The sequence below is a fragment of the Lacihabitans soyangensis genome, from assembly GCF_024343775.1.
In the GTDB taxonomy this organism is placed as follows: Bacteria; Bacteroidota; Bacteroidia; order Cytophagales; family Spirosomataceae; genus Leadbetterella; species Leadbetterella soyangensis.
On record NZ_RJUF01000187.1, the window covers coordinates 16,987 to 30,800 of the forward strand.

Below are 13,814 nucleotides of genomic sequence, written 5' to 3' on the forward strand. Positions count from 1 at the left end.
GCATCTAGATTATTTAGGCTTATAAAACCAATTTATAGAACAAAAGGCCTGATGGGTCCGAAATGTCTGAGGGTTAGGTCGATATCAATCAAATATATATTTAAGAGTCACCGACATGCGAAGAAGATTTATAAATTATTACTTAATTTTAATTGTAAAGGGCTAAAGGCCCGAAATATTCTAGGATTGGGTGAAGCCCAATTAGTTCATCCCCAAATGAACATATATTAGCCCTGAAAGGGCGAAAGATAGTGCTCATTTAGTTTAATAGATTTTTCAAAGGAGGTAGGTGAAAATTTATGGATTGTAATCTCAATCCCAAACATATTTTTCATCATACACAATATCATACTTTTTTAATATTATACGATACTCATCTTGAAACGACTTTTTTTCGTGATGCTGTTTTTGGTTGGCAATATAATCTACAACCCTTTGAAGTTGACTTGGATTGACACTGAATGAGCCATAACCATTTTGCCAATAAAAATCCTGAAACGCTTCACCCTTAGTTTTTATCCATTTCGAGGAATTAGCTTTAACTATTTCTAAAAGCTTAACTAGTGCAATCTTTTTAGAAAGAGAACACAAAATATGTACGTGATTTCTATATCCACCTACTTTTATCGGGATACAATCTAGGGAATTACAAATGCCTCCTAAATAGGCAAATAGGTCATCCTCAATTTCATCATTAATAAAATCTTGTTGATTTTTTGTGCCGAAAACGATGTGGACATAGTTTTTAATTAAGGTTTGTCCCATGTGAAATTTATTTTTCCAAAAATATGAAAAAAACCTATTTCTTCAAACCCTTCCTACGCTCCGCCACCATCAAATCTATGACTAAATCGTAGCTGCGAGAGCCTTGTTCTTGGCCGTTGGACTTTAAAAACAAATCATAAAAAGGACTGACAACATAAACTTGAATGGGATTTCTGAATTTTTTCCAAATTTGTCTTTCTTTTTCTCTGTCAGCCTTTACTGCCGGACTTAATTTATCAAAAAGTGATTTTGAAAAAGTGCTGTCTATTTCCCAAACTTTGTTCAATGCCCTGAAAACTGTGCCATAATGGGCCGAATATTGAAAAACGGGATCTGGATTATTTTTGCAAGATAAATAGGCCAAATAATTGGCCTCTTCTTCAGATGCAAAACCTAGTTGATGGGCCATTTCGTGCGTTGTAACGTATGGCACGTCGTATATCATGTTGTTGGTATTGACATTCGCCTCGCCAGTCGGAAACATATACACTCCGCTGGTACTCATGTAGGCGAGCAAATCGCTTCCGGTCGCCATTTTTATTGATGGTGTAGTGTAGCTTAAAAAGTTACATTGATTTTCTAATTTTTCATATCCTATTGGTGCTTTTGCAAATACTTTTTCAAAGGTTAAGTCTCGAAGTTTTGATTCCGGAATTCTTGAACGAGTAAGGTTGGTAGAATCTATCAATTCTTTACACAAATCTATAACTTCTTGATTTTTAATATTTTCGGTATTCAAATTCAAAAGGTCTTTCAAAGGCTTTTTATGATAGGCCAGACCCCATGTCAGCATAAAAAACAAGTAAATAGGAGACAGATAGGCGAAGAAATTTATAATAATTTGTCTCAACGAAACCTCCTTTTTTCTTATTCTTAGGAACGTTTTAACAGACAAATAAAACAAAAAAGCACTCGAAGCATATACCAAAATTAGGCCGAGAGAAACACTTGTCCAGCCAGTTATTATCCTTAAAAATCGAGTAATTATCTTAAAAAAACCTCTTGAATAATAGTATTCAACCCATTCTTCGTTGGAGGTAATTATTTTAATAATTATAAATTGTATGGGCAGCAAAATAATGCTGATGATTTTCCAACCAAGGTTTTTCATGTGCCTTTAGAACAATTTCACGATACCAAATATACAAAACGAAAGGATGGCCAAGATACTTATCCAAAGCAACAGATTATAGGTCGGAGTTGATTTTTCGACGTCATTTTTTCTAAAATACTTATTGAAAATAACCGCCCAAATCACCAAAATTAACAGGAACGAGCCTACAATTCCGCCCGAAATAACCATAATCATGGGCAGTTTGATATAGACAAACAAAAATGCCCAGAGAAAAGGAAGTATCCACGCCAAACGAGCAATAAGTCTTTTACGTTCAGCCATATTTCCGAAGTCTATCCAGCCCATTTGACCAAATATATCGGCAAACTGCCGTGTCCAAGCAGCCAAAGCGGAGAAAACCGTAGAAAATAGAATAGTGAACGACCCCGCTAGAAAGAAGGTTTTTGACCAAGAACCGAGGCTTTCTGTAAACATAGACGACAGCACTTCTATCATTTGGTAACCTTCTGGTAGGTTGGCTTGGTGATGTAAAACCGCCGCTCCCAAAAGATAAAATGCCGCAGTAACTGTGGTGTAAATCAACATGGCCAGAAAAGCATCCAATTGCATGACTTTTACCCAGCCTTTTACTCTGGCTTTCCATTCTGCTGAATTGTCACGTGGACCTACATGCGATGCATAGCCTTTTTCCAAACACCAATAATTGTAATGAATAATTTCGTCGGCACCTACACCCGTAATACCAAATGCCCCGAAAGCAAAGGCCAAAGCTGCCTTTGGAAGTTTAAAGGAAAGACCTTCGGCAATATTTTCCCAGGATATTTGGTATTGAGTAAATTTCAGAAAATAGAGGGAAGAAAAAGTGAAAACAGTAAAGAAAGCAATCATGATAAGCGATAGCTTCTCCAAGCTTTGATAATATCCTTGATAAACCAAAATGGCACCCAAGGCGGCCACCAAAAATGCAAATATTGGCACGGAAACCATCGGAAAAACCATATTGAGCGTGATGGCTACTCCGCCAACTATTCCACCTACTTGAAGCAGTTTAAAGATCATAATTACAAAAACCAGCCATACACTCCAGCGTGTACCACGGATTTTAGGTCCGGGCAATTTCGACATAATTTGCATTGAAGTTTCACCTGTACTTACCGTGTGTTTACCAAATTCGAGCTGAACCATGACCTTTACCACGCAACTAACCAAAATAATCCAAAAACAAACAAAACCGGCTTTGGCTCCAAGTGTGGTGGTGGCTATAAGTTCGCCAGAACCCACGATTGCCGCAGAAAGTATAAGGCTAGGTCCAAGAAATTTTAGCCTCTCGCTGAAAGTCTCAGGAGCTTGTTTGATTTTTTCAATACTTAAATGATATGGGTCGTTTTGCATACTATTTTTCACCGCAACGCCGCTAAGACGCAAGGAAATAATTATTTCGAAAGAATCTCAAACTTTTACTGGGTGTTTCATTTTAGGGTTGAACATTTTATAAAAATAGAAATATATCTTCAAAACCCAATTTTTCCACCGACAATTGAAAACAAAAAAGCCCGAAGATAAAAACCTTCGGGCTCAAGCTTCGACTACGCTCAGCTATCAGAATATGACATTTACAACATCCAAGCGGATTCTACAGCCTAAGTACCTTAGAAGAATCGAATGGTGGCTGAGCGGAGCCGAAGCCACTATTCCACCGGAATTCCGACGCAATAGTTTCTAGAAGTGCTGCCTTCATAAACTCCACAAATCAACACTCCCTCCTCTCCGTTTTTCTTGGCGGCATTTATTTGATCTTTTACTTCTTTTGCGGAATTAACCCTCACATTACCAACTCTGGTAATTATGAAGCCTTCCTCAATATTGGTCTGCTCTCCAAAGAAACCATCCTCGTTGATTTCAGAAATTCTTACTCCGTTTCTCAAACCAATTTTCTCTTTGTCTTTGGCAGACAAATCTTCAAGTGTAATTCCTAATTTGCCGTAAGCCGAGACCAATTCTGGGTCCTTCTTCACTACACCTTCGCCACCTTTGTTGTTTTTGAGCGTTACGACATAATCCTTCTCTTTGCCATTTCTATTCACGGTCAAAGTAACTTTTTCACCTGGTCTTTTTCTGCCAATTAACTCTCTGAATTTTGGTTCTGATTTGGTTTCGACACCATCAACTTTGGTAATTACATCACCTTTTTTGATGCCGGCACTGTTGGCTGCTCCATCTTCTGGTACTTCCGCCACATAGATACCCTCATCTAAGTCAGAATCAAGTTCTTTGGCGTTCTTGTTGTTCAACTCCACTGGAGCAAGTCCAATAAATCCACGTTGAACGTTTCCGAATTTGATCAAATCCGTAGAAACTTTCTTAACGATACTTGAGGGCACAGCAAACGCATATCCTGCATAAGCACCATTTGGTGAGGCAATCGCAGTATTTATGCCTATCAAATGTCCACTAAGGTTTACCAATGCACCTCCACTATTACCAGGGTTTACAGCCGCATCCGTCTGAATGAACGATTCTATCGGCGAATCTTGTTTTTGATCCGACTGCTGACCTCTTCTTTGTCCTTGGCCTAATATGTTGATATTCCGGCCAATAGCACTAATAATACCGGCTGTTACGGTTGATTCTAAGTTGAAAGGATTACCAACTGCGAGCACCCACTCACCAACTTTTACATCGTCAGAGTTTCCGAAGGTAATCGCTGGTAGTTTTCTTTCTTCGATTTTAATAACCGCAATGTCTGTGGACGGGTCAGTGCCTACAATGGTGGCATCATAAGCTTTCTTGTTGTAAGTAACAACCTCCAGTTCGTTAGCTCCTTCCACAACATGGTTATTGGTTACAATATAACCATCCTCAGAAATGATTACACCCGAACCTGATGACTCTTGGTTTTGGGTACGAGGACCGCCAAACATGTCGTCCATTCCAAAAAACTGGTCAAAAATAGAAGGCATTTGACGCACAGTTCTAGAGCTTTTGGCTTTTATGTGTACCACCGCAGGTGCAGAAGCACTAGCTGCAAATGTGAAGTCGCCAGGTTGTCCTGCGGGCAAGTTGGCAAATTTCATGACAGAGCCGTTTGACCCTGCTTCGTTGATTACTACATCGTTGCGATAACCATCTATGGCTCTATAACCGGCAATGGTAGCCACACTTGCCGATACGGCAATGAGGGCGGTCTTCCAAGAATTATTCAATGTCATTTTTTAATAGCTTTATGTTTATTGAATTTCAAACTTATAGTGATACAAATTTATTTTCAAGTAAAGCAATAACGCAAATTCTTGAAATAAAATTTACAGTGTGAATATATGTTTAACATTAATTAACTAAAAAAGCATCTCCCATGTTTTCTGGGAGATGCTAAAATCAAAAATCAATACTTAGTTTATCGATATCAATTTCGGTTCTTTCGGTTTGGCTTCTTCTTTTTTAGGGATAGTCACATGCAAAACCCCGTCTTCGTAAGCTGCCTCAATTTTGTCTGAATCAACTGTATTGGGCAATCTGAAAGACCTCGTGAACGAACCGAAGCTATATTCTTTTCTCAAAAATGTCTCTGTTTTTTCTTCAGATTCCGTTTTTTCTTCGGCCGAAATGGTAAGGTTACGCTCATGCACTTCTACCTTGAAAGCTTCCTTCTTGAAACCTGGAGCTACTAGCTCAATTCCAAAGTTATCTTCAGTTTCTTTGATGTTTGCAGCGGGTAGGTTTTTGTTCCATTTAGCAACAACTGGCTCACCAAAAAATTCGTTGAACAAAGCTGGGAAAGAATTCAAATTGTCATAGTTTCTTACTAACGTTTTCATAATTATTGTTTGTTTAATGTTTTACAAATTTTGTTTGGTTGACAATGAACAAAACTTATTCCAATCGTTTTTTTAAGACAAAATGGCCGAAAGGTGCGTTTGGTGAGAAAATTTAAATGACAAAGTGGCTGATTTTTCAATTTCCTGTAATGACATTTTTTCCTGAACGCCCTCGTAACGCCTTCGTTTGTGTCCTCACAAACGATAACTGTTAAGCCTTCGTTTGTGTCCTCACAAACGACAACGTTACATAAATTTGAGTAAGCTGGAAAGCTTGTGAGGAGTGGAAAGTTTGTGAGGACACAAACTTTGGCAATTAAAATGTTTGTAGGACACAAACACTGGCCAAACATGGGCCAAAAAAAACCTCCAAGTCGAATCTTGGAGGTTTCTGATATATTGAAGATTTCTAGGCGAAACCTATATTTTACAAGTGAATTACCTCACCGTAAGCAGCAGCGGCTGCTTCCATGATGGCCTCTGACATTGTTGGGTGCGGGTGAACCGACTTCACGATTTCCATACCGGTTGTCTCCAAATTACGAGCAACTACAGCCTCGGCTATCATTTCGGTTACGTTGGCACCAATCATGTGACAGCCCAACCACTCACCGTATTTAGCATCAAAAATGACTTTTACAAAACCTTCAGGCACACCACCAGCCTTGGCTTTGCCAGATGCGGAGAATGGAAACTTGCCTACTTTTATCTCATATCCAGCTTCCTTCGCAGCTTTTTCCGTGTAACCAACTGAAGCTATTTCTGGAGAACAGTAGGTACAACCAGGAATATTTCCGTAGTTCAACGGCTGTGGATGATGTCCGGCCAATTTCTCAACACATATAATACCTTCCGCACTTGCCACATGTGCCAATGCTTGTCCTGGAACCACATCACCGATGGCGAAATATCCAGGAACGTTGGTTTGGTAATACTTATCTACCAATATTTTACCTCTATCAGTTGCTATGCCTACATCTTCAAGACCAATGCTTTCGATATTGGCTACTATACCTGCTGCCGAAAGTACGATGTCTGACTCTATCGTTATTTCTCCTTTTGGTGTTTTAACAGTCGAAACACAACCCGCTCCTGAAATATCTACCTTCTCTACACTGGAGTCGGTGTAGATTTCGATACCCATTTTTTTGTATTGCTTTGCCAATTCTTTTGAAACGTCCTCGTCTTCCACAGGGACAATGTTTGGCAAAAATTCCACAATAGTAACCTTGGTACCCATACTGGCATACACATAAGCAAACTCTACACCAATGGCACCTGAACCTATGACTACCAATGATTTAGGTTGTTTTTCGAGTGTCATGGCTTTGCGATATTCTATTACCTTTTCGCCGTCAATTGGCACATTTGGCAATGCCCTGGCTCTTGCACCTGTAGCGATGATAATGTTTTTTCCTTCAATGATTGACTTTGTACCATCTGCAGCTGTAACTTCTACTTTCTTACCAGGCTGTACTTTACCGTATCCGTCCATAACATCAATTTTGTTTTTCTTCATCAAAAACTGCACGCCTTTGCTCATGCCGTCGGCTACACTTCTTGAGCGGCCTATTACCGCCGAGAAATCTGCATGGGCCTCGCCCACAGTGATACCGTAGTCTTTGGCATGCTGAATATATTGAAACACTTGTGCCGATTTTAAAAGAGCCTTGGTAGGAATACACCCCCAGTTGAGGCAGATACCGCCCAGATTTTCCTTCTCTATAACCGCTACTTTCATTCCCAACTGAGAAGCTCTAATAGCGGTAACGTAACCACCAGGGCCACTTCCGAGAATCACAACATCATACTGTGCCATAAGAAATTTGATTTTTGGTATAATTTGGGTGCAAATTTAGTGAATAAAATCGAAAGCAGAATTCTACAGACGACTTTTGGGGCTTTATTAAACAAATAGTAAAAGTTTTGGGTGGGAAAGTACAAGTAAGGTCCTGCTGATGGGTTATTTCTATCCCAAATGAATGCTTTCTCCCAAACTTCAAAGTTGGCTTCAAACCAAAAATGATTTAATCAGAAAGCAATACCAGATGGTTTGGCAATACTTGAATCTCGAAAACCAAACAAGATTTAAGAATCAAAAAGAAAGTACAAAGGTAGTCCCTTCGCCTGGGTTGGATTTTACGGAAATAGTGCAATTTATTGCTTTAGCGAGGTCACGGATGAGGTGAAGCCCGAGGCCGGATTTTATACCAATGGCTTCAGAATCACTAAACAAAGCTTTGAACTGATCATTCGTGGCACCGGGTCCATTGTCTGTTACCGAAATCAACTTCTGTCCATTTTCCTCCCAAGCTTTCCAGATAATGGTTGGATCTTCTGTGTTTGAAAGAGCCCCAATGGCGTTGCCAGTTAGATTCCGAATTATCGTTTTTAGGTAGTTTTCGTCTGTTTGTAAGGTTAAATTTTCGGGACTGAGAAAGTTTATTTTTATATGTTCTTGGCTTTCAAAATGCCTTTGCGTGTCTTCAAAAATGGATTTAATCTCAATTTTTTTGAGAAAAGGCTTAAAATTTTGCATTTGCCCTTTGCTCCAAAGCAACAAATCTTCCATAGAAACCAAAAGATTTTCTACACTCGTTATGGTCTTGTTTTGGAGTCTCTTTTTGTTGGTTTCATCCAATAGCTCGGGGCTTTCTTGCTGGAGTTGTAAAAACTGCAATAAGCTGGCCACTGGGCTTCGTAAGTCGTGATTTAAGATTCCCATGAACCGTATTTTGGCTTTATTGGCCTCATCCAATTCCGTGTTTAATGCTTGTAGTTTCTTATTGGCTTTTTGGCTAGTATTTCGTTGATAGAGTAGCAAGCCTCCGATTACACTCAAAAGAAGCAATCCACTGACATAGAACCATTTTTGTGTTTCTTTGGCTGCCAAATTAAGATTGGCAATCTCTACTTCGGTTTTCTTCAATTTCACCTCGTTCTCAGCCGCCACCAATTGTTTTTTGTTCGAAATACCCTGAATCTGTTCGGCTTTCAGGTCGGCTTGGGTTTTTAGATAGTTCAGTTTTACCAAGTCTCGCTCCTTATTGCTAACACTTAGTTTTGCATTGTTAAGAGCCAGCAATAATTGGCCTTGTTTCAAGTTTTCGGCATCCAAAAGTTGCTGGTTTTTGTATTTTTCTTCCTTTGTATCAAACTCGTATTGAATCTCTAACCGAGCCAATTGCTTCTGGTTATTCTCATTGTCAATACTCTCTTTTACGTCAACATATTTTTTAAAATACAGATAGGCACTGTCGGCAATACCCTTTTTTTCAAAAATATCGCTAAGTCCAAGGTAAGCGTCTCTTAACACGTCTTTGGTGCCGATTTCCAGAGCAATATCCTTTGATTTCATCATAAAAGGCAAAGCCTCATCTAGCCTGTTTTTCTGTAGATAATATTCACCAACACCTGCATTGTTGATGGCTATTCCCTTTTTACTTCCCAATTCCTCGGCTAATTTAAGTGCCTTGCTGTGGTTTTCGAAGGATGGCTCATAAATCTTCTGTCGGGCATAAGCCAGGCCCAAATTGCCATAATCGCGTGCCATGCCAACCTTATTGTTCATCTCAATGTCTTTGGCAAGGGCTTTAGCATAAAACTCCAATGCTTTGTCGTAATTTTTCATATCTAAATACACCGAGGCGATGTTGCTGTATCCTCCCGCTATTCCGTCGGCAGAATTAGCAGTTGTATTGATCGAAAGGGCATCTTGAAAGTGTTTTAGAGCTAAGTCAAACTTTTTTTGAGTCGTATAAATAACCCCAATGTTGCTATATGCCAATCCTGCAAGCTTCGGCAATTTGGCCTTTTCGGATACACGAATGGAGTTTTGAAAATAAACCAATGCCTCTGGATATTTATTTTGCATCAGGGCGACAGATCCTAAATTATTATTACAAATAATGATTCCTGAGTATATTTTTGATTCTTCAAATAACTTTAGAGACGTTTGGAAATTGGCTTCTGCTTTTTGATAGTCCCCGACCGATATGTACTTTGCTCCCAGCATCTTATATCCTTCGGCCTGTCCTTTTTTAAAGTTTAATTTGTTGGACAATTGAATGGCTTCTTCTGCACGCAACTGCATATTAGTTGGGTTAACACCATAGTTTGCAACAGTAAGTTTGAGAATTAACATTACCCTCGTAGTATCTGAGGTTGTATGTTTTTGTAGTTCGGCAGTGAGGTCTTCAATGGCTTTGTTTGACTGCGAAAACAGCAATCTACTTGCAAGAAGCAAAAGGATAAATAAAAGTTTAGTCTTCATTGTAGCTGAATTAGGTTTTCTCTAAAACTCCTTCCAATAGGCACCAGAAACTCATTCCGCAGCATAACATCATTGGTTTGAATTTTTGATACGTAGTGTTTCTGAATGGCATAACTACGGTGTACCCTCACAAAACTACTAAAATGTTGGTCTTTGATGAGTACTCCCAAACTCGACAGCACGCAATGTTGCTTGGTTTCGGTTACGATTTTGGTGTAATCTTTAAGTGCTTCGAGGTACAAAATATCATGTAGCTTGATCCTTACTTGGTCAGTGCCCTCTTTGATATAAATCACATCGCCACCCAAGCTCGCTTCAAAAAGGTTGGCTTTTTGTTTGAGTTCGAGATAATCTCTAATGCGGTCAACCGTTTTGCTGAACCTATCAAACTTGAGCGGTTTTACGATAAAATCAAGCGTGTCAAGATCAAAACTTTCAACGGCAAATTCGGGATGTGAGGTTATGAAAATGCAAATCGGGACATCCTTGGCTATTTTTCTGAAGTCAATACCATTCATGTTGGGCATATCTATATCCAAAAAAAGCACCTCAACTTTTTCTTTCTCCAAAACAGGAATGGCATCGAAGGCATTATCAAAAACTCCAAGTACTTGAAATGCAGCACTTCTGTTTACAAAAGAACTCACTGTGAGTCTGTCAATCTCGTTGTCGTCTATGATTATGCAATTTATTAGCTTCATAAAACAAACATACCGATAATTTCGAAGCATTGAAAACCTTGAATAGATATTTATCGGTGTCGTTCGTCTATTTGTTGGGTTGTTTGTCTATTGGCTATTTCATGGACCGACGCTTTCAAGCAACTTTGGAAACTATTGAAAGCCAAGTTGTTGATGAAATGTTCAAGCAAAAACAATGTAAAAACATTCTTCATCACGAGATCGACTGGCCAGATAAAACGAAATGAAAATTAATTTAAAAAACTCAAAACACACCATGAACAACAACATCATACCGATTGGCAGTCGTAAAAAAGTGCCGTCAAAAGATATTTTATATCTACAGTCAGACCTCAACTACACCAAAGTGTTTTTGGTAGGTGGCCAAATGATATTTTCGTCTACCACGCTGAAAATCATCGAAAGTCGTCTTGCCGAAAACCCAGAGTTTTTAAGAATAAACCGCGGCCTTGTCATCAATCGCCAACATGTAAAAACCTGCCAAGAATCCAGCGTGGAGCTTTCCAACAACCTGAGTTTCGTGGTTTCAAGAAGGCGTAAGCCATTTTTAAATGTTATTTAAATTGTTAATTATTAATTGATTGTGATATGAAAAAATTATTGATGTTTTTTTTTATGAGTGTAAATGTTTGGGGGCAAATAAACAGCCTGTCTATTTCTGATGGTTCTATTACCATAACTCCAAAAGGACTTCAAAGTAAATTTAGCAATGGAGCTAATTCTTACCTTAATACTTCTATTGGCAATAACGCATTAAAAAACAATAACTTTGGAACCGATATAATTGCGATAGGTAACAATGCTCATTATACCTCAAATGGTGGTACCTCAGATTATAGTGTAAAAAATATTGCCATAGGAAATGGTGCCTTGTATAAAGCTCAACCTACCCAATCCGGAGCATTTGCCAGCGACGGCAGAGACAATATTGCAGTAGGCATTAATGCCTTGTATATCAACCAAGTAGGTAATTATAACATAGCAATCGGTAATGAAGCACTGACGGATAATACTGCAAGTTTTAACACTGCAGTAGGTAATTCATCACTTACAAAAAATTTAACTGGTTATAATAATAGTGCGTTGGGTTATTTTTCAATGTACGGTAATCTAAAAGGGTATTCAAATTCGGGTTTTGGTGCCTATAGTTTGTATCGAAATACAAACGCCAATTACAATACAGCAATAGGGTATTCAGCATTAAGAACCCAAAATTTTGCTAACAATGGTATCACTTATGACAGTGACAATGTTGCTGTTGGTTCGAATTCACTTTCGCAAAATAACCCAACAACTGCTACCAATGGTGTTAGAAATACAGCAGTAGGCTCCAATTCAATGTATGAAAATATCATCGGGGCAAACAATACTGCCATAGGTGCCTATGCTTTATATTCAAACACTTATTCATCTAAAAATGTCGGAATTGGCGATAATGCTCTGTCTACGCAGTCATTTACCAATGGTGAATCAGTTTATGATGGATTTAATGTAGCTGTGGGGGTTAACGCACTAGCTACTAATAATTCTACATATAGTAGCAATGGTGTATACAATACTGCCATAGGTGGAGAAGCAATGAAAAGTAATACAATTGGCTTTCAAAACGCTGCTGTCGGGTATCAGGTATTATATAAAAATACAACTGGAAATTATAATTCTGCATTGGGGAAAAATGCATTATTCGACAATGTTTCAGGTTCAGATAATGTGGCAATTGGAGATTATGCGTGTAATGCTTGCTTGGGTAGTAGAAATGTTGCTATAGGAAATCAAGCTGCTCAAAATGAAATTGGGGGAAATAAATTATATATAGAGAATACACCTAGTTCAATTCCATTGATAGGAGGTGATTTTTTTACAGATGTAGTGGGTATCAATATGCCTATTACTAGTTTAGCATCCAATACTACTTGGAAACTCCAAGTAGGTGGAGATATAAACGCTACAGGAAGCGTGCGAGCGGCAGGTGTGGTTTTAACCTCAGACCAAAGATTCAAAAAGAATATACAACCGATAATGAGTCCGCTCAATGCGGTGAATGAACTAAATGGATATAGCTATAAATGGCGAACTAATGAGTATCCTGATAGAAACTTCAGCGAAAAAACACAAATGGGCCTAATAGCACAAGAAGTTGAAAAGATTTTCCCAGAATTGGTAGATACCGATGCAAATGGATATAAATTCGTTAATTACCTGCAACTCACGCCGTTAATGATTGAAGCAATAAAAGAGCTAAAAAAGGAAAATGATGCTTTGAAAACCCAAAACCAAACCTTAGAAACTCGCCTTGATAAAATAGAAGCAATGCTTACTACTATTCAACCAAATACTGAAAACTTGAATTCTAAAAAATAAAATCACCATGAAAAAAATCTTGTTTCTCTCGCTATTTATTAGCTTCAAAATGTTTGGGCAAACGCCTAAAATAGACGTAGTTGTAGGTGATACCGAAAACGTTAATGGAATTCGAGCGGTTTTAAAGCCAACAAATCCAACTAACATTTACACAGCAATTACAGGCGAAAACAATTCTACAAACGGAAATGGTTATGGTGTAAGAGGATTTCATTCGGGGTCTGGATCAGGGGTTTTTGGCGGATCCATCTCAGGAGTTGGGGTTTATGGTGAATCCGCCTTTGGGGGTGGAGTTAGTGGGTTTTCGGCTGAATCAAGTGGTGTTTTCGGTTCTTCAGATACTGGAATTGGAGGACAATTTACTTCTTCTAATAGTGGGTATGCTTTGAAAACAGAAGGTAAGGTAGAGTTCAGAGGGCTAAACGGTGCAGGAACAAATAAATTTCTAAAATCAACCAATAGCAATGGCAATGCCGAATGGAGCGATTTACTGCCATACTCCCAAACTTCAACCTCAACCTCCGCACTTCTTAAAATAACTAATACCTCTACAAGTGGTTACAATGGCATTCAAGGTGAAACATTTTCAAGTGGTTTAGGTTTTGGTATACATGGTATTGCCAATTCAACAACACCCTCAGGACCAAACGCAGGTGTTTGGGGGAAAAATTCCTCTACAAACTCCTTGGGTTATGGGGTTGGAGGTACTCATTCTGGCACAGGAGCTGCTGTCAGAGGGGAAACCACAAATGGTATAGGAGGAAGTTTTGAATCAACAAATGGCTATTCTATCCAAACTTCAGGCAAAATAAAATTTGCCGGAA

General features: G+C 38.7%; 10 protein-coding genes and 1 pseudogene. 3 read left to right on the top strand and 8 right to left on the bottom strand.

Annotated features, from left to right (window positions below; translation table 11 throughout):
• Positions 1-312: 312 nt before the first annotated feature.
• The 8 genes from EGI31_RS22385 to EGI31_RS22420 all read right to left on the bottom strand — a co-directional run bounded on the left by EGI31_RS22385 (position 313) and on the right by EGI31_RS22420 (position 10,629).
• Positions 313-765 (bottom strand): transposase, encoded by a 453-nt coding sequence (locus tag EGI31_RS22385; RefSeq protein WP_255039423.1) that lies wholly within the window; start codon positions 763-765, stop codon positions 313-315.
• A gap of 34 nt (positions 766-799) precedes the next feature.
• Complete coding sequence (locus EGI31_RS22390) at positions 800-1,876, bottom strand: DUF3810 domain-containing protein (protein WP_255039424.1); 1,077 nt, start codon at positions 1,874-1,876, stop codon at positions 800-802.
• 6 nt (positions 1,877-1,882) lie between these two features.
• Positions 1,883-3,232, bottom strand: coding sequence for an Nramp family divalent metal transporter (locus EGI31_RS22395; RefSeq protein WP_255039425.1), 1,350 nt, complete (start codon positions 3,230-3,232; stop codon positions 1,883-1,885).
• A gap of 296 nt (positions 3,233-3,528) precedes the next feature.
• The gene (locus EGI31_RS22400; protein WP_255039426.1) at positions 3,529-5,049 is read right to left on the bottom strand and encodes a trypsin-like peptidase domain-containing protein; all 1,521 of its coding nucleotides are present in this window, start codon (positions 5,047-5,049) and stop codon (positions 3,529-3,531) included.
• Between the two features lie 180 nt (positions 5,050-5,229).
• Complete coding sequence (locus EGI31_RS22405) at positions 5,230-5,655, bottom strand: Hsp20/alpha crystallin family protein (protein ID WP_255039427.1); 426 nt, start codon at positions 5,653-5,655, stop codon at positions 5,230-5,232.
• 427 nt (positions 5,656-6,082) lie between these two features.
• On the bottom strand, positions 6,083-7,474 hold the full coding sequence (gene lpdA / locus EGI31_RS22410; protein WP_255039428.1) for a dihydrolipoyl dehydrogenase: 1,392 nt from the start codon (positions 7,472-7,474) through the stop codon (positions 6,083-6,085).
• Positions 7,475-7,750: 276 nt separating this feature from the next.
• Positions 7,751-9,928, bottom strand: a complete 2,178-nt coding sequence (locus tag EGI31_RS22415; protein ID WP_255039429.1) for a tetratricopeptide repeat-containing sensor histidine kinase — start codon at positions 9,926-9,928, stop codon at positions 7,751-7,753.
• The gene (locus EGI31_RS22420; RefSeq protein ID WP_255039430.1) at positions 9,925-10,629 is read right to left on the bottom strand and encodes a LytR/AlgR family response regulator transcription factor; all 705 of its coding nucleotides are present in this window, start codon (positions 10,627-10,629) and stop codon (positions 9,925-9,927) included. The genes EGI31_RS22415 and EGI31_RS22420 overlap by 4 nt, the downstream gene beginning before the upstream one ends.
• Before the next feature lie 223 nt (positions 10,630-10,852).
• Here EGI31_RS22420 and EGI31_RS22425 point away from each other — a divergent pair, with 223 nt between their 5' ends.
• From EGI31_RS22425 to EGI31_RS22435, 3 genes and pseudogenes are all read left to right on the top strand, one after another.
• On the top strand, positions 10,853-11,191 hold the full coding sequence (locus tag EGI31_RS22425; protein WP_255039431.1) for a LytR/AlgR family response regulator transcription factor: 339 nt from the start codon (positions 10,853-10,855) through the stop codon (positions 11,189-11,191).
• A gap of 26 nt (positions 11,192-11,217) precedes the next feature.
• Positions 11,218-12,990, top strand: coding sequence for a tail fiber domain-containing protein (locus EGI31_RS22430; protein ID WP_255039432.1), 1,773 nt, complete (start codon positions 11,218-11,220; stop codon positions 12,988-12,990).
• Positions 12,991-12,997: 7 nt separating this feature from the next.
• Positions 12,998-13,814: pseudogene (locus EGI31_RS22435) on the top strand (hypothetical protein); the annotation flags it as partial.

Bases quoted from the DNA above. Each gene is read 5' to 3' on its own strand.
- EGI31_RS22385 (WP_255039423.1), bottom strand. From the start codon at position 765: ATGGGACAAACCTTAATTAAAAACTATGTCCACATCGTTTTCGGCACA.
- EGI31_RS22390 (WP_255039424.1), bottom strand. From the start codon at position 1,876: ATGAAAAACCTTGGTTGGAAAATCATCAGCATTATTTTGCTGCCCATA.
- EGI31_RS22395 (WP_255039425.1), bottom strand. From the start codon at position 3,232: ATGCAAAACGACCCATATCATTTAAGTATTGAAAAAATCAAACAAGCT.
- EGI31_RS22400 (WP_255039426.1), bottom strand. From the start codon at position 5,049: ATGACATTGAATAATTCTTGGAAGACCGCCCTCATTGCCGTATCGGCA.
- EGI31_RS22405 (WP_255039427.1), bottom strand. From the start codon at position 5,655: ATGAAAACGTTAGTAAGAAACTATGACAATTTGAATTCTTTCCCAGCT.
- lpdA (WP_255039428.1), bottom strand. From the start codon at position 7,474: ATGGCACAGTATGATGTTGTGATTCTCGGAAGTGGCCCTGGTGGTTAC.
- EGI31_RS22415 (WP_255039429.1), bottom strand. From the start codon at position 9,928: ATGAAGACTAAACTTTTATTTATCCTTTTGCTTCTTGCAAGTAGATTG.
- EGI31_RS22420 (WP_255039430.1), bottom strand. From the start codon at position 10,629: ATGAAGCTAATAAATTGCATAATCATAGACGACAACGAGATTGACAGA.
- EGI31_RS22425 (WP_255039431.1), top strand. From the start codon at position 10,853: ATGAAAATTAATTTAAAAAACTCAAAACACACCATGAACAACAACATC.
- EGI31_RS22430 (WP_255039432.1), top strand. From the start codon at position 11,218: ATGAAAAAATTATTGATGTTTTTTTTTATGAGTGTAAATGTTTGGGGG.